The sequence below is a fragment of the Pseudonocardia kongjuensis genome, from assembly GCF_039526905.1.
Classification (GTDB): domain Bacteria; phylum Actinomycetota; class Actinomycetes; order Mycobacteriales; family Pseudonocardiaceae; genus Pseudonocardia; species Pseudonocardia kongjuensis.
In genome coordinates this window covers 64,313-87,021 of the sequence record NZ_BAAAJK010000009.1, presented here as the reverse complement: position 1 = coordinate 87,021, position 22,709 = coordinate 64,313, and the positions used below count along the sequence as shown (strand labels likewise).

19 protein-coding genes are annotated in these 22,709 nt (G+C 75.8%); 7 read left to right on the top strand and 12 right to left on the bottom strand.

Translation table 11 applies throughout. The features are described 5' to 3' along the window. The 5 genes from ABD160_RS13805 to ABD160_RS13785 all read right to left on the bottom strand — a co-directional run bounded on the left by ABD160_RS13805 (nucleotide 1) and on the right by ABD160_RS13785 (nucleotide 6,708). A complete protein-coding gene (locus tag ABD160_RS13805) occupies nucleotides 1–1,641 on the bottom strand; it encodes an ABC transporter substrate-binding protein (protein ID WP_344022262.1) in 1,641 nt (546 codons plus the stop codon). Nucleotides 1,642–1,667: 26 nt separating this feature from the next. Continuing rightward, a complete protein-coding gene (locus ABD160_RS13800) occupies nucleotides 1,668–2,858 on the bottom strand; it encodes an acyl-CoA dehydrogenase family protein (RefSeq protein ID WP_344022260.1) in 1,191 nt (396 codons plus the stop codon). Next, complete coding sequence (locus tag ABD160_RS13795; protein ID WP_344022258.1) at nucleotides 2,855–4,051, bottom strand: LLM class flavin-dependent oxidoreductase; 1,197 nt, start codon at nucleotides 4,049–4,051, stop codon at nucleotides 2,855–2,857. The genes ABD160_RS13800 and ABD160_RS13795 overlap by 4 nt, the downstream gene beginning before the upstream one ends. Before the next feature lie 73 nt (nucleotides 4,052–4,124). Continuing rightward, nucleotides 4,125–5,474 carry an FAD-binding oxidoreductase gene (locus tag ABD160_RS13790; protein WP_344022256.1) on the bottom strand — a complete coding sequence of 450 codons (1,350 nt, stop codon included), beginning with the start codon at nucleotides 5,472–5,474 and terminating at the stop codon, nucleotides 4,125–4,127. A 403-nt stretch (nucleotides 5,475–5,877) separates the two neighbouring features. Further along, nucleotides 5,878–6,708 (bottom strand): sulfurtransferase, encoded by an 831-nt coding sequence (locus tag ABD160_RS13785; RefSeq protein ID WP_344022355.1) that lies wholly within the window; start codon nucleotides 6,706–6,708, stop codon nucleotides 5,878–5,880. A gap of 1,100 nt (nucleotides 6,709–7,808) precedes the next feature. Here ABD160_RS13785 and ABD160_RS13780 point away from each other — a divergent pair. Next, entirely contained in the window at nucleotides 7,809–8,687 is an 879-nt protein-coding gene (locus ABD160_RS13780) for a LysR substrate-binding domain-containing protein (protein ID WP_344022254.1), read from the top strand. Nucleotides 8,688–8,716: 29 nt separating this feature from the next. Here the strand turns inward: ABD160_RS13780 and ABD160_RS13775 are convergent, their stop codons facing one another. The 4 genes from ABD160_RS13775 to ABD160_RS13760 form a co-directional block, all read right to left on the bottom strand. After that, entirely contained in the window at nucleotides 8,717–9,529 is an 813-nt protein-coding gene (locus tag ABD160_RS13775) for an ABC transporter ATP-binding protein (protein WP_344022252.1), read from the bottom strand. Further along, the gene (locus ABD160_RS13770; RefSeq protein ID WP_344022250.1) at nucleotides 9,510–10,553 is read right to left on the bottom strand and encodes a taurine ABC transporter substrate-binding protein; all 1,044 of its coding nucleotides are present in this window, start codon (nucleotides 10,551–10,553) and stop codon (nucleotides 9,510–9,512) included. Before ABD160_RS13770 ends, ABD160_RS13775 begins: the two co-directional genes overlap by 20 nt. Then, complete coding sequence (locus ABD160_RS13765) at nucleotides 10,550–11,410, bottom strand: ABC transporter permease (protein WP_344022248.1); 861 nt, start codon at nucleotides 11,408–11,410, stop codon at nucleotides 10,550–10,552. Before ABD160_RS13765 ends, ABD160_RS13770 begins: the two co-directional genes overlap by 4 nt. 365 nt (nucleotides 11,411–11,775) lie before the next feature. Next, on the bottom strand, nucleotides 11,776–12,876 hold the full coding sequence (locus ABD160_RS13760; protein ID WP_344022246.1) for an LLM class flavin-dependent oxidoreductase: 1,101 nt from the start codon (nucleotides 12,874–12,876) through the stop codon (nucleotides 11,776–11,778). A gap of 362 nt (nucleotides 12,877–13,238) precedes the next feature. Between ABD160_RS13760 and ABD160_RS13755 the strand changes: the two genes are divergently transcribed. From ABD160_RS13755 to ABD160_RS13730, 6 genes are all read left to right on the top strand, one after another. Next, entirely contained in the window at nucleotides 13,239–14,375 is a 1,137-nt protein-coding gene (locus tag ABD160_RS13755) for an LLM class flavin-dependent oxidoreductase (protein ID WP_344022244.1), read from the top strand. Between the two features lie 271 nt (nucleotides 14,376–14,646). Beyond that, complete coding sequence (locus ABD160_RS13750) at nucleotides 14,647–15,486, top strand: ABC transporter permease subunit (RefSeq protein WP_344022242.1); 840 nt, start codon at nucleotides 14,647–14,649, stop codon at nucleotides 15,484–15,486. Next, nucleotides 15,483–16,196 (top strand): ABC transporter ATP-binding protein, encoded by a 714-nt coding sequence (locus ABD160_RS13745; protein ID WP_344022240.1) that lies wholly within the window; start codon nucleotides 15,483–15,485, stop codon nucleotides 16,194–16,196. The genes ABD160_RS13750 and ABD160_RS13745 overlap by 4 nt, the downstream gene beginning before the upstream one ends. Further along, complete coding sequence (locus ABD160_RS13740; RefSeq protein WP_344022238.1) at nucleotides 16,186–17,238, top strand: ABC transporter substrate-binding protein; 1,053 nt, start codon at nucleotides 16,186–16,188, stop codon at nucleotides 17,236–17,238. The genes ABD160_RS13745 and ABD160_RS13740 overlap by 11 nt, the downstream gene beginning before the upstream one ends. Beyond that, nucleotides 17,235–18,341 carry an LLM class flavin-dependent oxidoreductase gene (locus ABD160_RS13735; RefSeq protein WP_344022236.1) on the top strand — a complete coding sequence of 369 codons (1,107 nt, stop codon included), beginning with the start codon at nucleotides 17,235–17,237 and terminating at the stop codon, nucleotides 18,339–18,341. Before ABD160_RS13740 ends, ABD160_RS13735 begins: the two co-directional genes overlap by 4 nt. Next, nucleotides 18,338–19,753, top strand: a complete 1,416-nt coding sequence (locus ABD160_RS13730) for a protein adenylyltransferase SelO (RefSeq protein WP_344022234.1) — start codon at nucleotides 18,338–18,340, stop codon at nucleotides 19,751–19,753. The genes ABD160_RS13735 and ABD160_RS13730 overlap by 4 nt, the downstream gene beginning before the upstream one ends. A gap of 457 nt (nucleotides 19,754–20,210) precedes the next feature. Here ABD160_RS13730 and ABD160_RS13725 read toward each other — a convergent pair whose 3' ends face one another. From ABD160_RS13725 to cysC, 3 genes are read right to left on the bottom strand one after another with little or no spacing between them, the layout of a single operon-like run. Further along, entirely contained in the window at nucleotides 20,211–20,999 is a 789-nt protein-coding gene (locus tag ABD160_RS13725) for a sulfotransferase domain-containing protein (protein ID WP_344022232.1), read from the bottom strand. 3 nt (nucleotides 21,000–21,002) lie between these two features. Then, complete coding sequence (locus tag ABD160_RS13720; protein ID WP_344022230.1) at nucleotides 21,003–21,974, bottom strand: glycoside hydrolase family protein; 972 nt, start codon at nucleotides 21,972–21,974, stop codon at nucleotides 21,003–21,005. Beyond that, a complete protein-coding gene (gene cysC / locus ABD160_RS13715; RefSeq protein ID WP_344022228.1) occupies nucleotides 21,974–22,618 on the bottom strand; it encodes an adenylyl-sulfate kinase in 645 nt (214 codons plus the stop codon). Before cysC ends, ABD160_RS13720 begins: the two co-directional genes overlap by 1 nt. Between the last annotated feature and the right edge of the window lie 91 nt (nucleotides 22,619–22,709).

Sequence of the window (22,709 nt, the reverse complement as noted above, 5' to 3'; positions counted from 1 at the left end):
TCAGTCCCCGATCCAGGCCGTGTAGTAGTTGGCGTAGGCGACGCCGTTGTAGGTCACGTCGTGCACCCGCGGGGACTGCAGGTAGATCCGCTGCACGATCTGCGTGATCGGCACGAAGTACGCCTGGTCGAGCACGTGCGCCTGCAGCTCGTCGAGCTGCGCGTCCCGGGCGGCCGGGTCGCTGGCGCCGGCGATGCCGCTCGCCAGCTCGACCAGCTTCGGGTCGCTCTGCCCGACGCCGAACCAGTTCTCGCCGTTGTCCGCGTCGGTCAGGATGCCGCTGACCGTGCCGGCGTCGATGATGCTGCGGGTGACCTCGTAGAGCGGGACCGAGCCGATCTCCACCCGCTGGGTGTAGGTGACGACGTCGAACGACTGGATCTCGACGGTGAACCCGATGGCCCGCAGCTGCTGGGCGATCAGCTCGTCGACCGCGGTCGAGGTCGCCAGGTACGGGTTGGGGTGCAGGGTGACCGACAGCGGCGTCCCGTCCTTGGCCCGGGTGCCGTCGGCGCCGCGCACCCAGCCCGCCTCGTCGAGCAGCTGCTCGGCCCGGGCCCGGTCGAACGCGAACGACGCCGAGTGGTCGGTCGCGCCCGGCACGTTGCTCTGCAGGAACGACTCGGCGGGCAGCCAGTCCGGGGTGTAGACGGTGGAGATGATCTCGTCGCGGTCCAGGCCGTGCTGCAGCGCCTGCCGGACCCGCAGGTCGTCGAACGGGGCGGCGGCGGTGTTCACCGCGAAGCCGTTGACGAACCCGAGATAGCGCGGCGTGGCGGTGGTGAACCCCTCGGCCCGGAAGCTCTCCAGCTCCTTCGGCGACGGGTTGTAGGCGACGTCGGCCTGCCCGGAGCGGACCGAGGAGGTGCGCACCGGCTGCTCGGAGACGACCTTGTAGGTGATGGTGTCGATCCGGGCCGCGCCCTGGTGCTCGAACACCTCGGGCGCCCAGTCGTAGTCGTCGCGCTTGCGGAGCACCACCGAGTCGTCGTCGCGCCAGGACTCGACGACGTACGGGCCGGATCCGATGCTGTTCGACAGGTCGGCCTGCTCGGCGGCCGGCCGGGCGAGCGTGGCCGGCGAGATCAGGATCGAGCCGTGGTAGCCCAGGGTCGGGACGAAGCCCAGGGTCGGCGACGAGAAGCGGACCCGCACCGTCGCCGGGTCGACCGCCTCGGCGCTGTCGTAGGTCTTGGGGAACAGCCCGATCGGCCGGATCCCGTCGTCCGGGCGGCCCCTGGCCCACAGGTCGAGATTGGCGACGACGGCGGCGGCGTCCACCGGGGTGCCGTCGGAGAAGGTGACGCCGGGCCGCAGGCGCAGGGTGAACTCGGTGGCGTCGTCGTTGCGGTCCCAGCTCTGCGCGACCCACGGCGACACGGTGCCGGTCTCGTCGACGTGGACGAGCTTGTCGGTGACGTGCCCCCAGACGTGGCCCTGGAAGCTGGAGATCGCCGAGTTGTTCGGGATCCAGGTGTCGCCGAGCGAGTCGATGAGGAAGGTCAGGTCGCCGCCGGCCCGCGGCTCACCGGAGCCGCCGGTCTGCGCGGCGCCGGGGCTGCAGGCGGTGGCCAGGACGGTCGCGGCCAGCAGGCCGATCGCGATCCGGAACAGCCGTCGCGCGGTGTGGGACGTTCTCATGGCAGGTCGTGCTCTCTTCTCGGTGGTCAGCGGGTGAGGAGGCGGCGGCCGGCGTCGAGCAGCGCGGCGTCCGCCTGCGGGGGATGCACCCGGACGCACAGGACGTCACGCAGATGCCGTTCGAACGGCTGGTGACGGGTGAGCGCGGGATTGCCCAGTGCGGCGACGGCGGTCTCCACCGCCGCGACCACCGAGCGGGCGATCTGCACCTTCAGCACCGACAGCTGCGGCAGGTGCGCGGTGTCGCCGGCCTCGATCCGCAGCAGCGTGCCGAACAGCAGCGTCTCGGCCTGCGCGACGAGCGCGTCGATCTCGCCGGCGACGGTGCGGATCCGCTCGGTCTCGGCGATCGGCCGGCCGAGCGCGGCCGGGACCCGCTCGCGGGCGTACCGGACGAACGCGGCCCGGGCCGCCCGGGCGACGCCGACGTAGAGCGCCGGATGGCCGAAGCTCGCCGGCCCGGCGACGGCGGCCGGGTCCCGGTAGACGCCGTCGGCGCCGCGCGGGATCTCGACGAACGCGTCCGCGGGCAGCGCCACCTCGTCGTAGACGACGTCGTGCGTGTTCGACGCGCGCAGCCCCAGGTGGTCCCAGGTGTCGATCCAGGTGATCCCGGGCAGGTCCGCGGGCACGATCAGGTGCCCGACCCGGGGCGCGTCCGGGTCGCCGTCCGGTTCGTCGGCGGTCGCCCACACCACGTGGTAGGCCAGCGCGGTGCCGCCGGTGGCGTACGCCTTGCGCCCGGACAGCGACCAGCCGCCCGCGATGCGCCGGGCGACGGTCGCCGGGAGCCCGCCGCGGGCCGGGGCGCCCAGCTCGGGCTCGGCCCGGACCGCGTTCAGCAGGGTGGGCTCGCGGGCCGAGCGGCGCAGCACCTCGGCGTAGCGGGCGGCCGGCCAGCTCCCGGCCGCGGCCTGGCCCTGGTGGGTGGCCAGGGTGTTCGCGGCGAGCAGCGCCACCGACGGGTCGCCCTCGCCGAGCGCGACCAGGATCCGGGCGGCGTCCCGGGCGGACACCCCCGGCCCGCCGAACCGCTCGGCGACGGTCGCGGTGAGCAGCCCGGCCCGGTGCACGGCGTCGATCCCGGCGCGCGGGATCTCGCCGCTGCGGTCGTAGCGCTGCGCGGTGCCGGCCAGCTCGGCGGTGACCGCGGCCAGCCCCTCCTCGGACAGGTCCGGGACGGGGAGCGCGGTGCTGCGCTCGTCCAGCGCGGTCACCGGACGCCGGCCAGCGCGTCGGCGTCGAAGCCGGGGGCGAGCGCGCCCGGGTGCTCGGCCTGCAGGGTGCCGCGGCGGCCGGTGGCGGCCCGGTGTGCGAGCTCCTGGCGGACCAGCGGCAGCACGTACCGGCCGTAGTCGGCGGCATCGGCGAGGGTGTCGTAGCCGCGGATCGAGACCAGGTCGGCGCCGACGTCGACGTAGTCCACGATCGCGGCGGCCACCGTCTCCGGGGTGCCGACCAGTGCGGTGGCCGCGCCGGCACCGTTGGTCACCGACGCGGTGCGGGTCCACAGTGCCCGGTCGTAGACCTCGGAGCGGGCGGCGAAGTCGAGCGCCCGCCGGGAGCCGACGTTCTCCGGGGTGTCCTTCAGGTACCGCTTGCCGAAGGTGCCCTGGCCGAAGGTGGCGCCGATCTTCTCGGCGTAGTCGTAGGCCTTGCGCCAGGCCAGCTCGTCGGTGCGGTCGATGATCGGGCGGAAGGTCACCCAGATCCGCGGCCGCGGGCGGCCCGCGGCGTCGGCGATGTCGTGCACCCGCTGGATCTGGGCGCGGATCTCGCCGAGCGGCTCGCCCCAGAAGCTGAACACGTCGGCCTGCCTGCCGCCGATCTCGAACGCCTCGTCGGACTGGCCGCCGATGGAGATCGGGATGGTGTCGCCGTAGGGCCGGAAGCCGGGGCCGAAGTCGTCGAACCGGTAGAAGTCGCCGTCGTGCGAGAACGGCTCGGGCTCGGCCCAGGCCCGGCGCAGCAGCTCGATGAACTCGCTCGTGCGGGCGTAGCGGCGCTGCTTGGGCAGGTAGTCGCCGTGCCGGGCCTGCTCGGCGTCGTTGCCGCCGGAGATCAGGTGCACGACGGCGCGGCCCTCGGTGAGCTGGTCGAGGGTGGCCAGCTGCTGGGCGACGACCAGCGGGTACGCCGTGTTCGGGCGGACCGCGACGATCGGCCGGAGCCGCTCGGTGAGCTGCCCGACCGCGGAGGCGACGACGAACGAGTCCGCCGACGACGAGCCGTAGGGCAGCAGCGTGTAGTCGTAGCCGGACTCCTCCAGGGTGCGCACGTAGCGGCGGAAGTAGTCCAGGTCGATGCCGCGGGTGGGGCGCGGGGCCAGCTCGGTGGACGGGTTGAGGTGCGAGAGCGAGATGAACTCGACGGTGCGGGCCGCGGTCGGCGGGACGGCGTCGGTGGGCACGGGTGTCTCCAGGGTGGTCGGCGGTGGTCGGACGGTGCCGGTGGTCGGACGGGGCGGTGGTCGACGGGGCCGGTCAGATCGCCTTGCCGGGATTGAGGACGCCGCGCGGGTCGAACACCGCACGCAGCTGCTGCTGCAGGTCGACGACGTCGTCGCCCAGCTCGTCGCGCAGCCAGCGGCGCTTGAGCAGGCCGACGCCGTGCTCGCCGGTGAGGGTCCCGCCGAGCCGCAGCGCGGTCGTGAACACCTCGCCGGCGCACGCCCAGACCTGCTCGTCGAGCTCCCGGCCGGGTTCGAGGACGAGGATCGGGTGCAGGTTGCCGTCGCCGGCGTGCGCCATCGTCGCGATCCGGATCCCGGTGCGGTCCGAGATCGCGGCGATCGCGCCGACCGCCTCGGCGAGCCGGGACCGGGGTACCGCGACGTCCTCGACCAGCACCCGGCCGAGGCGTTCCAGCGCGGGCAGCCCGGCCCGGCGGGTGGCGAGCAGCGCCTCGGCCCCGGCCGGATCGGCCGCGACCTCCACCGAGCCGGGCCCGGCGAGCGGCTCGACCACCGCCCGGACGGCGTCGATCTCGGCGTCGGCGCCGAACCCGTCGGTCTGCACCAGCAGGAACGCGCCGCCGCGCGGTGCGGGCCCGCCCGCCTCGGCGATCGCGGTCAGGCAGGCGGTGTCGAGCAGCTCGGCGACCGAGGGCTGCAGCCGGGCCGCGGTGATCGCGGCGGCGGCCGCGGCGGCCGCACCGATCCCGTCGAACCAGGCGGCGAGGGTCGCGGTGGCGACCGGCGCCGGGCGCAGCCGCAGGGTCGCCCCGACGACCACCCCGAGGGTGCCCTCGGAGCCGACGAACAGGCCGGTCAGGTCGTACCCGGCGACGCCCTTCACGGTGCGCCGCCCGGTCGAGATCCGGCGGCCGTCGGCGAGCACCACGTCCAGGCCGAGCACCGAGTCGCGGGTGACGCCGTACTTGGCGCAGCGCAGGCCGCCGGCGTTGGTGGCGATGTTCCCGCCGATCGTGGAGATCGCCAGGCTGGCCGGGTCCGGGGCGTAGCGCAGGCCGTGCGCGGCGGCGGCCGCGTCCAGGTCGGCGGTGATCACACCGGCCTCGACGACGGCGTACTCGTCGGCCGGGGAGATCTCGACGATCCGGTCCAGCCCGCTCAGGTCGAGCACGATGCTGCCGGCCCCGGCGACGGCGCCGCCGGACAGTCCGCTGCCCGCCCCGCGGACGACGACCGGGGTGCCGGTGGCGGTCGCGTGCGCCAGCACCGCGGCGACCTCGTCCACCGAACCGGCGACGACGACGGCGTCCGGATCGGAGCCGGGATCGAAGCCGGACCGGTCGAGCCGGGCGGCGGCGCGGGCGGCCGGATCGGTGGTCCAGCCGGGCAACGCGGCGGGATCGGTCAGGGTGCTGGTCACGGCGGTCCTGCTTCCGTGGTCGGCCCGGCCGTGGGCACGGCAGGGCGGCGACCCGCGCGGGGCGGGTCGTCGGGGCGGCGCGCGGGCGGGCGCGCGGGACGCGGGGGTCCGACCCGGGGCGGCGCTGCGGCCGGGTCTCAGCAGGCCCGACAGCCCGTGGAGCCGACCGTGCCGTGGTCGATCACCCGGCGCCGGGTCAGTGCGGCACCGATGACCCCGGCGGGCCGGGCGCACGACGACCCGCCGCGGCGCGGCGCTGCCACGGGGCTGCGCGGCGCAGCCGCGGGCCCGAGCGGGGTCGTCGTGTCCACCCGGTGAGTGAAGCCCGCGGGGGCGGCCGCGGTCCAGCGACGAATCCGCATCGGTACCGATCGCGGATCGCGATCGATGAGGTCGGGGCCGGTCACGGCGCCGCCCCGGTGGCGGCCGGGCGGGCCGGGTCGTTCGACCAGGCCGACCAGGAGCCGGGGTACAGCGCCGCCGGGACGCCGATCGCGGCCAGCGCGGCGACCTGGTGCGCGGCGGTCACCCCGGAGCCGCAGTAGACGCCGACGTCGCGCCCGTCCACGCCGAGCGCGGCGAACCGCTCGCGCAGCTCGGACGGCGGCCGGAACCGGCCGTCCGGGCCGAGATTGTCGCCGGTCGGCGCGCTGACCGCGCCGGGGACGTGCCCGGCCCGCGGATCGACCGGTTCGGTCTCGCCGCGGTAGCGCTCGCCGGCGCGGGCGTCGAGCAGCAGCCCGGAGGTCGCGAGCGCGGCGGCGCCGTCGGCGTCGAGCACCGGCAGCCCGCCGCCGGTGAGCACCACGTCGCCCGGCTCCGGATCCGGCACCTCGCCCAGCTGCACCGCGAACCCGGCGTCCTGCCAGGCGGCCAGGCCGCCGTCGAGCAGCCGGACGTCGTGGTGCCCGCCCCAGCGCAGCAGCCACCAGGCGCGGGCCGCGGCGAGCCCGCCGGACGCGTCGTACACCACCACCGGGCGGTCCCCGCGCACCCCCCACCGGCGGGCGGCGGCCTGCAGGTCGGCCGGCTCGGGCAGCGGATGCCTGCCGCCGGCCGGATCGCCGGTGTGCCGGGCCAGCTCGGTGTCGAGATCGACGTAGACGGCGCCGGGCAGGTGCCCGGCCCGGTGGTGCTCCCGGCCGTGCGGGTCGCCGAGCGCCCACCGGACGTCGAGCAGCACCGGCGGCCGCGGCCCGGCCAGCTCGGCGGCCAGCGCGACCGGACCGACCAGCACCGCGGCGGCGGCCCGGGCGTCGTCCAGCGGTTCGGTGCGGGCGATCGGACCGGCGCCGCCGCGCAGCCGCTCCAGGAACAGCACCGCGGTCGCCGCGGCGGTCCGGTGGGTCTGGTCGTTGAGCGCGTCGTGCGCGCCGTCGGCGATGCTCACCAGCTCGGCGCCGGGCAGTGCGGCGTACCAGCCGCGGACGTCGTCGACCGGGCTGACCGCGTCCGCCGCGCCGTGCAGCCCGAGCACCGGGACGCCGATCGCGCCGGGCCGGGCCCGGTCCCGCCAGCCGGCCGGGACCGGCTCGGTCAGCGCGCCGCGGCGGACCGCGTCGTCGCCGTCGAGCCGGCCGCGGTGGGCCGGGCAGGAGGTGCGCAGGGCGAGCTCGTCGTCCCAGCTCACCGGGCCGGTCGCGGCACCGGCACCGGGCAGCCCGGCCAGCACGAGGCCGTCGATCCCGGCCGGTTCGGCCGCCGCCAGCCCGGCGGCCCACAGCGCGCCGGTGTCCGAGCCGACCAGCACCCGCGGCGGCGGCCCGGCCTCCCCCGGCTCGTCGGAGGGGGTGCGGTCGAGCAGCGCGCGCACCTGGGAGCGGGTCCGCTCCTCGTCGACGGTCGGATCGGACACCGCCCACACCCGGTAGCCGTCGGCGGCGACCCGGCGGCCGAACCGCTCGTAGACCGCGGCGTGCTCGCCGCGGCCGGGCACCACGACGACCGTGCCGCGCGGCCGGATGCCCTCGGGCTCCGACCAGGACGCGACCACCGGGACCGCTCCGACAGCAGTCATGACAGACCTCACCTCGTGCTCGGGTTCGACGGGGGTGCGCCGGCGACGGGGGCCGGGGCACGGCAGGGATCGGCAGCGGCCGGCGGGGCCGGGGCCGGGGACTCGCTAGTGGTGACGCGGACAGCGCGCGGAGCACACGGTGCCGTGGTCGATCACCCGGCGCCGGGTCAGCTCACCCGCGACGCCCCCGCCGGTGCGGGTCGGGATCGTCGTGCGGGCCACGGCTCCAGGAGACCCCGCGCCGGGTGCCGCCGTCCAACGACGAATGTTCATCACAACTGATCACGAATCACAATCAGTGCTGCTAGCGTCCGACCGTGCCCGCCGTCCTCGACATCACCGCGCTCCGCAGCATCGTCGCCGTGGCCGACCAGGGCGGCTTCCACCGGGCCGCCGAGGCGCTGATGCTGTCGCAGTCCGCGGTCAGCCAGCACGTGCGCAGGCTGGAGAAGGCGGTCGGCCGGCCGCTGGTCCGCAAGGACGGCCGGGCCAGCCGGTTCACCCCGGAGGGCGAGGCGCTGGTCGGCGAGGCCCGGCGCATCCTGGCCGCGCACGACGACGCGCTGCGCAGGCTCGGCGTCGGCGATCCGCGCGAGTCGCTGGTGCTGGGCTCCACCGAGCACGCCGCCGACGAGCTGCTCCCCCGGGTGATGACCCGGCTGCAGGAGGTGTTCCCCGGCATCGCGGTCCGGTTCCGGCTGGACCGCTCCAGCCGGCTCAACGACGCCGTCGACCGCGGCACCCTCGATCTCGCCATGTACATCGGGGACCCGGTGGACGCGCCGGCCGGGCTCAGCGTGCACGCCGGGGCGATCCCGCTGACCTGGTACGCGGCGCCGGGCTGGCGGCGCCCGGCGGACGCGCCGATCCCGCTGGTGGTGATCGACAGCCCGTGCACGATCCGGCGCCGCGCGCTACGCACCCTGTCCGACAACGGTCTGCCCGCCACCGTCGTCGGCGAGGCCGCCTACCTGGCCGGGGTGCTCAACGCCGCCCGCGGCGGACTGGGCGTCGCGCTCGTGGCCGGGCTCGGTGCGGCCCCGGAGGGCCTGGAGGCGTGCGGCGACCTGCCGCCGGTGCCGCCCGAGCGGCTGTACCTGCGGGTGCGCTCCGGATCGGACCCGCGGCTGCTGGAGTCGGCGGTCGGGGCGCTGTCCGAGGTGCTGGTCGACGACGGGACGCCCGCCGCGGGCTGATGCCCGCCGCGGGTGTCCGGGACCGCCGGTCAGGCCGCGGCCTCCTTCACCGCCTGCCCGACCCGGGCCCGCAGCTCGGCGAACTCGGCGGAGCCGCGCAGCGCCTCGGCGTCCACCCCGGTCCGGGGCAGGTCGATCCGCAGGTCCAGCGCGACCCGGCCGGGCCGCGCGGTCAGCACCACGACCCGGGAGCCGAGGAACACCGCCTCGTCCGCGCTGTGCGTGACGAACAGGCTGGTCCGGCCGGTCTCGTGGCTGACCCGGCGCAGGTCGTCCTGCAGGCGTTCCCGGGTGAGCGCGTCGAGCGCGCCGAACGGCTCGTCGAGCAGCAGCAGCGAGCGGTCCGCGGCCAGCGCCCTGGCGATCGCGACCCGTTGCTGCTGGCCGCCGGAGATCTCCCAGATCCGCCGGTCGGCGACGCCGGTCAGGCCGACCCGTTCCAGCAGCCCGTCCCGGGCGACGGCCCGGTCGGCCGGGTCGGTCCCGGCGTAGCGCAGCGCGAGATCGACGTTGCCGCCGACGGTCCGCCACGGGAACAGCCGCGGCTGCTGGAACACCACACCCGCGCTCACCCCCGGCTCGGGTGCCTGCCCGGCGACGGTCAGTACGCCGTCGGTGGGCTGCTCGAACCCGGCGACCAGCCGCAGCAGGGTGGACTTGCCGCAGCCGGACGCGCCGACCAGCACCAGGAACTCGCCCGGGTCCACGGTCAGGTCCAGCGGGCCGAGCGCCTGCACCCGTTCCCGGCGGCCGGGGTAGGAGTGCCCCACCCCGGTGGCCTCGATGGCCGGCGTCGCGCCGCCGGTGCCGGTGCCGGTGGTCTCAGCCTGCGGCGAGGACATCGGGCAGTCCCTTCGTGTAGACGGCGTCCTGGAAGGTCGCGAGGTCCGGTGCCGACGGGATCTGCTTCTGCTCGGCGAGGAACGCCGCGGCGCTCTGCAGGTTCTGCGCGACGTTGCCGGGCGCGCCGTCGGTGCCCAGCCACTCGGCGGAGGTCAGCTCCTGCTGGCTGAGGAACACGCCCTGCTTCAGCTGGGCGGCGGCGTCCTCGGGGGTGGTGCCGATCTCGGCGGCGACCGCCTGCGCCGCGGCCTGCGGGTCGTCGCGCACCGTGTCCAGCGCCCTGGCCTGCACCTGCCGCCAGGCGTCGACGACCTCCGGGTTCTGCTCGGCGAACGGCCGGGACACCACGCCCAGGTCCAGGGTCGGCTTGCCCTCGGCGGCCAGCTCCCGGCTGGTGATCAGCGTGGTGCCGGTCGCGCGGAGCTCGTCGAGGGTCGGCAGCCAGGTGTAGACGGCGTCGACGTCGCCGCGCTCCCACGCGGCCAGTGACGCCTGCGGCTGCAGGTCGATCAGGTCGACGTCGGCGGCGGTCAGCCCGGCGCCCTGCAGTGCGGCGAGCAGGCTGTAGTGCGAGGTGGAGGCGAACGCGGTGGCGATCCGCTTGCCGCGCAACCCGGCGACGTCGGTGACGCCGGTCTCGTTGCGGGCCACGAGTGCTTCGTTGTCACCGGCGACGTCCAGCACGAACGCCACCTGGTACGGGATGTTCAGCGGATCGGACAGCCCGCGGGCGACCGGGCTGGAGCCGATCGCGCCGAAGTCGATCTCCCCGGCGACGAACGCGGTGTTGATGTCGGCGCCGGAGTCGAACTTCGTCCACCGGATGTTGTAGTCGGGCAGCGCCTCCTCCAGCCAGCCGTTGTGCTTCACGACGAGATCGCCCGAGGGGAAGGTCTGGTAGGCCAGCCGGATGGTCGGCCGGTCGGCGTCCTGGCCGGCCGGGCCGATGGCGCAGCCCGCCAGCAGGGCCAGCCCGGTGAGCAGCGCGGCGACGACGCCGGTACGACGGAATCGGGTGATCATGCTTTTCCCCTCCACGGGACGGCGCGGCGCTCCACGGCGCGCAGCAGCGCGTCGATGACCAGGCCGGAGATGCCGATCGCGGCGATGCCCACGAGCACCACCGGCGTGTTGTTGTAGTTGCTGGCGTCCTTGACCATCCCGCCGATCCCGGGGATGCCGTTGAACAGCTCGGCCGCGACGACCGAGGAGTAGGCGATGCCGACGGCCAGCCGGATGCCGGTGAAGGTCTCCGGCAGCGCGGCCGGGACGATCACGTCCCGGACCACCTGGCCGCGGGTGGCGCCGAGTGCCCGGGCCGCCTCGATCAGGCCGACCGGTGCGGCGGCGACCGCGGCGGTGGTGGCGACGGCGGCCGGCGGGAACGCGGCCAGCGCCAGCAGGGTGATCTTCGGGGCCTCGTCGATGCCCAGCCAGATCACCAGCAGGAAGAAGTAGGCCAGCGGCGGCAGCGCCCGCAGGAAGGTCAGCCACGGTTCCAGCACCCGCCGGACCCAGCCGATGGTGCCCATCAGCAGACCGACCAGCACACCGGCGGCGACACCGAGCACGACACCGCCGAGCACCCGGCGCAGGGTCATGTAGAGGTGCTCCCACAGCAGGTAGCCCTGGTAGCCGCGGACCCCGTCGCTGCTGGTGGTCGAGACGTCCAGGAACGCCTGCCAGACCGTCGCCGGGTAGGGCACGAACGTCTCGTTCCAGATCCCGCTGGCGGCGGCGAGCTGCCACACGCCGAGGAAGACCAGCAGCGACAGCAGCGGGAGGAACGCGGTGCGGGGATCGAACCGGGGTGACCGGGTACGGCCCCTCGGTGGTGCGGCACGGGCCGCGGGTGCGGCCGGTTCGGCGGGGGCGGACATGGCGGAGCCTCTCGGGACGGCGCGGCGGCGCACGGGACGGGACGGCGTGCCGGGCACGCCGGATTCGTGCGGCCGAGGGCTCGACGAGGAGGGCTCGGCGCCTCACGCGGGGTCGCGGCCTCGCGCCCGGGGGCCCGACCGTCGGGGTCGGGGGCCCGGGGCCCGTCTCAGCGGGTGGGAGGCGGAGTGGTCAGCGACAGGTGACCGTGCAGAGACGGCACAGATCCACCGTGATCCGCCGGGCCAGGCACGTGTGCTGCACGGCGCAATGAATACCGGACGGGCGGGTGTGCGGACAAGAGGCCGTTCGCTGTCGGCATCACCACGCCGCCACCCCGTAACGCGGGCCGCGGGTTGCCGGCAGCTCAGTCGCGGGCGGTGAACCCGGCGGCGCGGGCCTTGTCGTCGGGCCCCCACAGCGTCGTCGTCAGCTCCCGGCGCACCAGCGGGATCACCTCGGTGGCGAACCGGGTCAGCACCTCGTGCTGGGTGGCGTAGGGCAGTACCGGGTTCACCGAGACCGACTGCACGTCGTGACGGTAGGCGCGGTGGTAGTCGACGATCTTCTCGGCGACCCGCTCCGGCGTCCCGACCAGCGCCGGGCCGTGCGCGACGGCCTCCTCGACGGTCGCGAACGAGGTGACCTTGCCGGGCCGGTCGTCGCCGGCGTGCGCGGCCCGCATCTTCGCCGCGAACCCCTCGTAGACCGGCCGGTACTCGGCGATCGCCTCGGCGTCGGTGTCGGCGAGGAACAGCCCGCCCGATCCGGACCCGACGTAGCCGACGGCCGGATCGTGGCCGTGCTCGACGAGCTTCTCCCGGTAGCGGTCTATCAGGATCTTGTAGTTCTCCCGCGGCTGCAGCGCGTTCGCGGAGAAGATCGGGTCGCCCCACCGGGCGGCCAGGTCGACGGCGTGGGTGGAGGTCGCCGAGCCGTGCCAGATCCGGAACGGGCCGTCGAACGGGCGCGGCCAGGTCGTCACCCCGGACAGGTCGGCGTGGTGGGTGCCGGCCCAGTCGACGCCGGTCTCGCGCAGCAGCCGGCGCAGCAGCTCGTAGTTCTCGGTGAGGTACTCGTACTGCCGGGCGAGCTCCAGGCCGAACATCGGGAAGTGCCGGTCCTCGTTGCCCTTGCCGATCACGATCTCCAGCCGGCCGCCGGAGAGCTGGTCGACGGTGGCGTAGTCCTCCGCGACCCGGACCGGGTCGAGCAGCGAGATCACCGTGACGCCGGTGGAGAGCAGGATCCGCTCGGTGGCCTGGGCGATCGCGCCGAGCAGCACGGTCGGTGCCGAGGACACGAACTCGCCGGCGTGCCGCTCCCCCACCGCGTAGGAGTCGAACCCGAGCCGCTCGGCGAGCACCGCGGTCTCCACCACCCGGGTGAGCCGCTCGTGCACCGAGATGATCTCGCCCGTCACCGGGTGCGCCGTGTGCGGGACGATGTCGAGGACCTGGAACCTCACGGTGTCTCTCCCCTGCCGGCGGGGCCGCCGTGCGGCGGAGCCCCCGGATCGTCGACGCCCGGGCGCGCGACGCCGGGCGGGCCCCGCCGTCGGCGGGACGCGGATCCCGGGTACGGCGCGGCGGAACCGGGCCGCCGCGGCGATCGCCACGGCGGGGCGGCCGACCTGGCACCGACGCTACCCCCTCGACGTGCGGTGGGTCGTGTGGTGAGGATGGAGGGGTGACCGGAGAGCTGCGCCTGGTGGCGCGCCTGCACGTGGACCTGGGTCGTACCCGGTCCGCCTGCTGTCGCTGACCCGGCCCCGCTCTCCCGGCCGCCGCACCGCGCGGCCGTCGCCCCGGCCGTCCCGGAGGTCACGCCATGTCCCGGCGCCCCGTACCGCTGTCCGTGCTCGACCTGTCCCCGGTTCCGGCCGGTGCCGGGGTCGGCGACGCGCTGCGCAACACCCTCGACCTGGCCCGCGCCGCCGAACGGGCCGGGTACGCCCGGTTCTGGCTGGCCGAGCACCATCTCAACCCGGGTGTCGCCGGTGCCTCCCCGGCGGTGCTGATCGGTGCGGTCGCCGCCGCGACGTCCACGATCCGGGTGGGGGCGGGCGCCGTGCAGACCGGGCACCGCACCCCGCTGTCGGTGGTGGAGGACTTCGGCACCCTGGACGGCCTGCACCCCGGCCGGATCGACCTGGGGCTGGGCCGCTCCGGGGCGCGGCCGCCCGCGCAGCGCGGTCCGGCCGGCCGGGAGCCGCGGGTGGTCGGCGGGATCCTGATCCCGGCGCCGTTCTCGTTCGCCGGTCTGGTCGGGTCGCCCCGGTTCCGCGCGCAGGCCGAGCTGCTGGGCAGGCCGGGGCCGCAGGTGCCGGACTACGACGAGATCGTGGACACCGTGCTCGGCCTGATCGGCGGCACCCACCGCAGCTCGGACGGGGTGCCGGTGAGCGCGGTCCCCGGCGAGGGTGCCGACCTGCAGCCGTGGGTGCTCGGTTCCAGCGGCGGGGACAGCGCCGTGGTGGCCGGCCGGAAGGGGCTGCGGTTCGCGGCGAACTACCACGTCAGCCCGGGGACCGTGCTGGACGCGGTGCAGACCTACCGGGCGTCGTTCCGCCCGTCGGAACACCTGGACCGGCCGCACGTGATGGTGTCCGCGGACGTCGTCGTCGGCACCGACGACGCGCACGCCGGGCACATCGCCGCCGGCTACGGCCCGTGGGTGCACAGCATCCGGACCGGCGCCGGCGCGATCCCCTATCCGGCGCCGGACGACGCCGCCGGGCTGCCCGCCGATCCGGCCCTGGTCGCGGACCGGCTCGACACCCGGTTCGTCGGCGGACCGGCGACCGTCGCCGACCGGCTGGCCGCGCTGCAGGAGGTGACCGGCGCCGACGAGCTGCTGGTCACCACGATCACCCACCGGCACGCCGACCGGGTCGCCTCGCAGGACCTGCTGGCCGCGGAGTGGGCGGCCCGGCAGGACGCGCCGGCCGGCGCACGCGGCCGCTGACCGGGGCGTCCCGGCATCCGGTCCGCCCGCCGCCCGCCGCCCGGGACCGTGTCCGTACACCCGCTGCCCGGTCCCGCCGTCCGGACGCCCGAGTTGTCCGGTGCACACATCCCGTGGTCACCTGCCGGAGTGACCGACAGCAGCCCCGCGACCGCGCCGGGGCGGCTGCTCACCCGCCGCCGGCACGTCGATCTGCTGCTGCTGGCCGGCTACACCTGTCGCTGAGGACACCCGCACCCGCGCATCCCTGCACCCGATCCGGGAGACACCTGTGTCCTCATCCACCCTCGCCCGCGCCTCCGGGGAGCGGGCCGCGGCGCCGCCACCGGCCGCCGCCCGCCGTCGCGGCCCGGACCTGCGCCGCTGGATCTCACCCGTCGCGCTGGTATTGCTCTGGCAGCTCGCGTCGTCCACCGGGCTGCTCGCCGAGGACGAGCTCGCCTCGCCGCTGCGGGTGCTCACCGCCGCCGTCGACGTCACGCTCACCGGCGAGCTGCCCGAGGGGCTGGCGGTCTCCCTCGGCCGGGTCCTGGTCGGCGTCGCGCTCGGCCTGACCGTCGGCGTCGGGCTGGGCCTGCTCTCCGGGCTGTCCCGCTGGGGCGGGCTGCTGGTCGATCCGCCGGTGCAGATGCTGCGCACGCTGCCGCACCTGGCGCTGGTGCCGCTGTTCATCCTGTGGTTCGGGGTCGGCGAGCTGCCCAAGGTGCTGCTGGTCGCGCTCGGCGTGCTCTTCCCGATGTACCTGAACGTGCACGCCGGGGTCCGCGGCGTCGACCCGAAGCTGATCGAGGCCGCGTCGGTCTCCGGGTTCACCCCGGCCGAGCGGCTGCGGCACGTGGTGCTGCCCGGCGCGATGCCCTCCACCCTCACCGGCCTGCGGCTGGCGCTCGGCGTGGCCTGGCTGTCGATCGTGGTCGCCGAGACCACCGCCGCCGACGCCGGGCTCGGCTACATGATCATGAACGCCCGGGAGTTCCTGCGCACCGACGTGATCGTCGTCGGGCTCGCGGTGTACGCGCTGCTCGGGCTGTCCACCGACGCGCTGGTGCGCAGGCTGGAGCGGACCGTGCTCGCCTGGCGCCCCGCCGGACCGGCCGGGGCCGACCGGTGAGCGCCCGCGTCCGCGGCCTGACCCGCGAGTTCGCCGGCCGCCGCGTCCTCGACGGGCTCGATCTCACCATCGATGACGGCGAGTTCGTCGCCCTGCTCGGCCGCTCCGGCTCCGGCAAGTCCACCCTGCTGCGGCTGCTCGCCGGGCTCGACGACACCTCCGACACCGGCGTGTCCGGTGCCGTCGACGTGCCCGGCTCGGTGGCCGTCGCCTTCCAGGAGCCACGGCTGCTGCCGTGGCGCTCGGTCCGCGACAACGTCGCGCTCGGCCTGCACCGCGATCTCGGCACCGACACCCCGGGTGCGGTCGCCGACCGGGCGCTCGACGAGGTCGGCCTCACCCCGCGCGCCGGCGCCTGGCCGCTCACCCTGTCCGGCGGCGAGGCGCAGCGCGCGTCGCTGGCCAGGGCGCTGGTCCGCGAGCCGGAGCTGCTGCTGCTCGACGAGCCGTTCGGCGCGCTCGACGCGCTGACCCGGATCACCATGCACACCCTGGTCCTGGACCTGTGGCGCCGGCACCGGCCCGGCGTGCTGCTGGTGACCCACGACGTCGACGAGGCGCTGCTGCTCGCCGACCGGGTGCTGGTGCTCGCCGACGGCCGGATCGGCGCCGAGCACCTGCCCGGCGACCGGCCCCGCGACCCGGAACGGCTGGTCGCGCTGCGCCGCACCGTGCTCGACGAGCTGGGGGTGGCCGAGGATGCGGCGTGAGCCGCGGGTACTCGCCGCGCTGCTGCTGGCCGCGCTGCTCGCGCTGGCCGGCTGCTCGAACGTCCCCCTGGAACGCCCGCCGGTGCAGCCCCCGGTGGACGACGCCGCGCTGGCCGGGGTCACCCTCGTCGTCGGTGACCAGCGGGGCGGCTCGCAGTCGCTGCTGCGCGCCGCCGGGCTGCTCGACGACCTGCCCTACCGGGTGCAGTGGCGCACCTTCACCTCCGGGCCGCCGCTGATCGAGGCCGCCCGGGCCGGCGCGATCGACCTCGGCGGCACCGGCAACACCCCGGTGATCTTCGCCGCGGCCGCGCAGGCACGGGTGCAGATCGTGTCGGCGAACCGGGGCAACGTCGAGAGCGACGCGATCCTGGTCCGGGACGACTCGCCGCTGCGGTCGGCCGCGGAGCTGCGCGACAAGCGGGTCGCCGTCGCCAAGGGCAGCTCCGCGCACGGGCAGCTGCTGTACACGCTGCGCGCGGCCGGGCTGACCCTGGACGACGTCGATCTCACCTTCCTGGCCCCGGCCGACGCGTTCGCGGCGTTCCAGCAGGGCGACGTCGACGCCTGGGCGGTGTGGGACCCCTACACCACCCAGGCCGAGCTGGACGGCGCCCGGATCATCGCCGACGGCGAGGGCACCGCGAACGGCTACGGCTTCCAGGTGGCGTCGAACGCCGCGCTCGCCGAGCCCGCGCGCAGCGCCGCCGTCGCCGACCTGCTCGCCCGGATCGCCGCCGCACAGGCCTACTCCGACACCCACCGCGAACAGCGGGCCCAGGTGTGGAGCGAGGAGACGAAGCTGCCGATCGAGGTGACCCGGCGGGCCGTCGGACGCGGGCCCGACCAGCCGATCCCGCTGGACGACGACGTGGTCGCCTCCCAGCAGGCGCTGGCCGACGCGTTCTCCGACGCCGGCGTCATCCCCGGCCGGGCCGACTTCGCCGCGTTCGTCGACCGGCGGTTCGAGCGGAGCACACTGGACGCCGCCCGGGACGGCATACCCGGCACCCCGACCGACACCCGAGGAGGCGCACGATGACCGTCGTCCCGCACTGGTTCCTGCCGACCGCAGGCGACGGCCGCACCATCGTCGCCCGCCGGCACGCCGACCGCGGCGAGGCCGGCAGCACACCGCGCGACCCGGACATCGACTACCTCGCCCAGGTCGCCCGCGCCGCGCAGGCGCAGGGCTTCGACGGGGTGCTCACCCCGACCGGGACGTACTGCGAGGACGCCTGGCTGACCACCGCCGCGCTGCTGCGCGAGACCAGCACGCTGCGCTACCTGGTGGCGTTCCGGCCCGGGGTGCTGTCACCGACGCTGGCCGCCCAGATGGCGTCGACCTACCAGCGGATCTCCGGCGGGCGGCTGCTGCTCAACATCGTGACCGGTGGCGACGCCGTCGAGCAGCTGCGGTTCGGTGACCGGGCCGCGCACGACGAGCGCTACGCCCGCACCGACGAGTTCCTCACCGTGCTGCGCGCCGCCTGGGGCGCCGAGCCGGCCGACTTCACCGGTGAGCACTACCGGGTCGAGGGCGCGACCACCTTCGTGCCGCCCGATCCGCTGCCGCAGATCTACTTCGGCGGATCGTCGGACGCCGCGCTGCCGGTCGCCGCCCGGCACGCCGACGTCTATCTCACCTGGGGCGAGCCACCCGAGGCGGTCGCCGAGAAGATCGGCCGGGTGCGCAAGCTCGCCGACGACCTGGGCCGCAGCCCGCGGTTCGGGATCCGGTTGCACGTGATCACCCGGGACACCGCCGACGAGGCGTGGGCGCAGGCAGGGGCGCTGCTCGACGCGCTCGACCCGGACGAGATCGACCGTGCCCAGGCGACCCTGCGGTCCAGCCAGTCGGTCGGCCAGCAGCGGATGCTGGCGCTGCACGGCGGATCCCGGAAGGGCCTGACGATCGCGCCGAACCTGTGGGCCGGCGTCGGCCTGGTCCGCGGCGGCGCGGGCACCGCACTCGTCGGCAGCCACACCGAGGTCGCCGACCGGATCGCCGAGTACCACGAGCTCGGGATCGAGGAGTTCGTGCTGTCCGGCTACCCGCACCTGGAGGAGGCCTACCGGGTCGGCGAGGGCCTGCTGCCGGAGCTGGGCCGGCGCGGCCTGCTCGCCCCCGCGGTCCGGTCGTGACCGGCGGGCCGCAGCTCGACGACTCCTACGCCCGTGCGGTGCCGGAGCTGTCCCTGCCGTGGACGGCGGTGCGCGCCCCGGCGCCCCGGCTGCTGCTGCTCAACGACGCGCTCGCCACCGGACTGGGCCTCGATCCGGCCGCGCTGCGCGCCCCGGACGGGGTGGCGCTGCTGGTCGGCAACGGGCCGCCCGGCGGTGTGCGGCCGGTCGCCCAGGTCTACGCCGGTCACCAGTGGGGCGTCTGGAAGCCGCGGCTGGGCGACGGCCGGGCGCTGCTGCTCGGCGAGCTCGTCGATCCCGGTGGTCAGCGGCACGACCTGCACCTCAAGGGGACCGGCCCGACGCCGTTCGCCCGCGGCTACGACGGCATGGCCGCGATCGGGCCGATGGTGCGCGAGTACCTGATGGGCGAGGCCATGCACGCCCTGGGGGTGCCGACGACCCGGGCGCTGGCGGTCACCGCGACCGGGGCGCAGGTGCAGCGCGACACACCGCTGGCGGGCGCGGTGCTGTGCCGGGTCGCCGCGAGCCACCTACGCATCGGGACCGTCCAGTACGCGGCCGCGACCGGCGACCGGGACCTGCTGCGCGCGCTCGCCGACCACGCGATCGCCCGCCACCATCCGGCCGCGGCCGACGCCGACGAGCCCTACCTGGAGCTGTTCCGGAGCGTGGTCGACGCGCAGGCGTCCCTGGTGGCACGCTGGATGCTGATCGGCTTCGTGCACGGCGTGCTGAGCACCGACAACACGACGCTGTCCGGCGAGACCATCGACTACGGCCCGTGCGCCTTCATGGACGCCGTCGATCCGGCCACCGTCTTCAGCTCGCTGGACACCACCGGCCGCTACGCCTACGGCGCGCAGCCGGACATCGTGGGCTGGAACCTGGCCCGGCTCGGCGAGAGCCTGGCGCCGCTGATCGGCGACGACGCGGCCGTGCAGGACGTGCTCGCCGGCTACCCCGCGGCCCACCGGCGGTACCGGACGGCCGGGATGGCCGCGAAGCTCGGGCTCGCCCGGGAGGACGAGCAGCTGGGCACCGACCTGATGGAGCTGCTGCACGCGCAGCGGATCGACTTCACGTCGTTCTTCCGGGCGCTGTCCGCGGGCACCGCGCGCGACCTGTTCCTCGACCGGGCCGCGTTCGACGCGTGGGCCGCGCGCCGGGAGGCGCTGCTCCCGGCCGACCGGGCCGCGGTCGCGCGGGCGATGGACCGGGTGAACCCGGTGTACGTCCCGCGCAACCACCTGGTGGACGCCGCGCTGGACGCCGCCGGGCAGGGTGACCTCGGACCGGTGCACCAGCTGCTCGAGCTGTTCGCGGCGCCCTACGACGAACGCCCCGGCCGCGCGGAGTTCGCCCGCCCCGCCCCCGGCGGCGCCCCGCACGTCACCTACTGCGGAACCTGACCGGCCCCGACCTGCCGACGCCGCACCCCGGCCGCAACGGCGCACCACCTGGAGCAGGTGCGAGACAGCGGCAGCGGTGCGCGGAGGCGTCAGCGGTGCGCGGCCGCGCAGCTGTGCGAGGCCGCACCCCGCCCACCACGACGCACCGGGTAGAGCAGGTGCGAGACCGCGCCAGGGGTGCGCGGACACCCAACGAGTGCGAGCACACGCAGCGATGGACCACGCCGCACCCTGCCCACCACAACGCACCACGCAGAGCAGGTGCGAGACCGCGGCAGCGGTGCGCGGACACCGAACGAGTGCGAGCACACGCAGCGATGGACCACGCCGCACCCCGTCAGCGACAACGCACCAGGTGGAGCAGGTGCGAGACCGCGGCAGCGGTGCGAGGCCGCGCTGCGAGGTCAGCGCCGAGGGTCAGGGACGGAGGCCGGCGCCGGAGGCCGGCGCACCGCGGTCAGCGCTGCCAGTCGGTGAGATCCCAACCGGTGCGGGCGGCGACCCGCGGCACGTCGTCGGCGAACCGGGGCAGCGCCGCGGCCCGCTCCGCCGGGGTCGGGCCGGCGGTGCGTCCGTGCACGTCGGGCCGGACGTTGTGCCGGGGCACCCCGGCCACGATCCCGGTCGCCACGCCGAGGAACCGGCAGACCCGGTCGATCGTCTCCCCCGGCGCGTCGCGCAGCTCCCGGTAGCGGATCAGCAGCACCTGTTCCGGCGCGAACAGCGTGTCCAGATGCGCGAGCTGCTCGCCGTAGCGGCCCTGCGCGGTGTAGTGCCAGAAGTGCGCCCAGCCCTGCTCGATCCGCCGGGGCTCGGCGCGCAGCGCCGCACCGAAGTCGGCCTCCGGCTCCAGGCCGGCACCGCGCAGGTGCGCCCAGTTCGAGTGCGCCCGCTCGACCGGGTCGCGCAGCACCGCGATCAGCTTCGCCGCCGGGACGAGCTCGCGGATCCGGCGCTGGGCCGCGGTGTCGTAGAGGTAGAACACGGTGGACTCGCCGCGGCGCGCGCCGGGCGGGGCCGCCTCGAACAGCTTCTCGTAGTCGGCGCGCCGCCAGACGTGCTCGGCCCAGGTCTCGACGTCGCCGGGGCCGCCGCCGGAGGTCGGCGGCGGCCCGTCGGTGAGGAAGAACTTGGGTTCCTTCGGCTCGGTCAGGAACAGGTCGGGATGCCGGTTCAGCGCGTGGTGCAACGCGGACGTCCCGCACTTGGGCGCGCCGATCAGCAGGAAGTCGGGCGGTCCCGGCACGGATCAGGCCGTCCCGTCCGGCCCGGCGGCCGGTACCGGCTGCTGCGCGGGCACCGGCGGGCGGAGCAGCTCGGTCCGCAGCTCGTGCGCCCCGTCGGCCCGGGTGGCCTCGTAGAACAGCCGGTACCCGCCGTCCGGCCGGCCGACCGCGCTCAGGTAGCGCAGCCCGCCCGGCCCGTGCGGCGACCGTGCCACCGGCTCGCCGCCCTGCGGGGTGAACCCGTCGGCGGCGTCCGCGGTGCCGTAGGCGAGCCCGGTCCGCTCCTCCCAGTTCTCCCCGGCGCTGGCCCGGCCGTCGTAGGTGGCGGCCCAGCGGCCGTCCACCCGGAAGACCGCCGACACCCGGACCCCGCGGGCGTCCCACCGGCCCGCCCGCCCGGCCAGGGCGGTGCCCCGGTGGGTCCAGTCCAGGCCGTCCGGCGAGGTGTAGTGCTCGGTGGTCATCCGGTCCTCCTGCCCGGCGACGTCGAGCGGGTGCACCGACGCCCACAGGTGCCAGGTCCCGCCGTCGACGACGATCACCGGGTCCTTCACGGCGTGCGTCGCGTCGCCGGGCAGCACGGTGCGGCGCGGCGCGGCGGGCAGCTCCTCGGGGGTGGCGGCCTCCAGGACGTCCACCCACCAGTGCTTCGATCCTGGTGTGGCGCAGGAGATGTAGAGCCGCCACCGATCCTCCGGCGTCCGGACGAGCGCGGGCCGCTCCAGCGACTCCGCGCCGAACCGGTCCTTGGTCACCTCCCCGACCGGGTGCACGGTGGTCCCGTCCGCGGAGCGGGCGAGCACCACCGACAGCCCGCGGCCCGCCGCCAGCGGGGCCCGCATCCGGTAGGCCAGCAGGTAGCTCCCGTCGGCGTCGAGGACCGCGCTCGGCGCACCGGCCCAGTGGCCGGCCCCCGATCCCGGTGGGGCGACGGCGACGGTCGCGTCGTCCCAGCGCGGCAGCGGCAGCAGTGGGGACAGCGACGACAGCGGCATCAGGGGTTCTCCTCGTCCCGGGCAGGCACGCCGGCCAGCCCTCGTCCGGTCAGGTGGTCCACCAGCAGCGTCACCGAGTCGGCGACGGACTGCCGGTGTGCGGGGAGCACGAGGTCCGGCGAGCGCGGTTCCTCGTACGGGTCGTCGACGCCGGTGAGCCCGCTGATCTCGCCGGCCCGCTGCCGGGCGTAGAGGCCCTTCACGTCCCGCGACGACGCGACGTCCACCGGTGTGCTGACGTGCACCTCCAGGTAGCCGGTGCCGTTCTCCTCGTGCGCACGCCGGACGTCGGCGCGGACGTCGGCGAACGGTGCGATCGCCGACACCAGCACCAGCACGCCGTTGCGGGCGAGCAGCTCGGACACCCAGCCGATCCGGCGGATGTTGACGGCGCGGTCGTCGCGGCTGTACCCGCGGGCGGCGGCCAGGTGCGGGCGGACGGCGTCGCCGTCGAGCACCTCGACCTTCAGCCCGCGACGGCGCAGCACCGGCTCGCAGGCGTGCGCGATGGTCGACTTGCCGGCGCTGGGCAGCCCGGTCAGCCAGACGGTCGCCCCTGGCGCTGGGGTGACCGCGGAGGTGACCGCCCCGAGCGCGGTCGTGACGGTGGCGGGGCCGGTGGTGGTCCGGTCGGCGTGGGGCATCGGCGTTCTCCGGTGCACGGGGCGGCGGACCGGCCCGTGGTCCGCCCGGGACGGGCACGGACCGCGGACCGCGACCGGGGCCGGGAGCGGG

Excerpts from the sequence above, each read along its gene's own strand:
- ABD160_RS13765 (WP_344022248.1), bottom strand. The coding sequence starts at position 11,410 with ATGTCCGCCCCCGCCGAACCGGCCGCACCCGCGGCCCGTGCCGCACCA.
- ABD160_RS13755 (WP_344022244.1), top strand. The coding sequence starts at position 13,239 with ATGTCCCGGCGCCCCGTACCGCTGTCCGTGCTCGACCTGTCCCCGGTT.
- cysC (WP_344022228.1), bottom strand. The coding sequence starts at position 22,618 with ATGCCCCACGCCGACCGGACCACCACCGGCCCCGCCACCGTCACGACC.
- ABD160_RS13775 (WP_344022252.1), bottom strand. The coding sequence starts at position 9,529 with ATGTCCTCGCCGCAGGCTGAGACCACCGGCACCGGCACCGGCGGCGCG.
- ABD160_RS13720 (WP_344022230.1), bottom strand. The coding sequence starts at position 21,974 with ATGCCGCTGTCGTCGCTGTCCCCACTGCTGCCGCTGCCGCGCTGGGAC.
- ABD160_RS13805 (WP_344022262.1), bottom strand. The coding sequence starts at position 1,641 with ATGAGAACGTCCCACACCGCGCGACGGCTGTTCCGGATCGCGATCGGC.
- ABD160_RS13735 (WP_344022236.1), top strand. The coding sequence starts at position 17,235 with ATGACCGTCGTCCCGCACTGGTTCCTGCCGACCGCAGGCGACGGCCGC.
- ABD160_RS13770 (WP_344022250.1), bottom strand. The coding sequence starts at position 10,553 with ATGATCACCCGATTCCGTCGTACCGGCGTCGTCGCCGCGCTGCTCACC.
- ABD160_RS13740 (WP_344022238.1), top strand. The coding sequence starts at position 16,186 with ATGCGGCGTGAGCCGCGGGTACTCGCCGCGCTGCTGCTGGCCGCGCTG.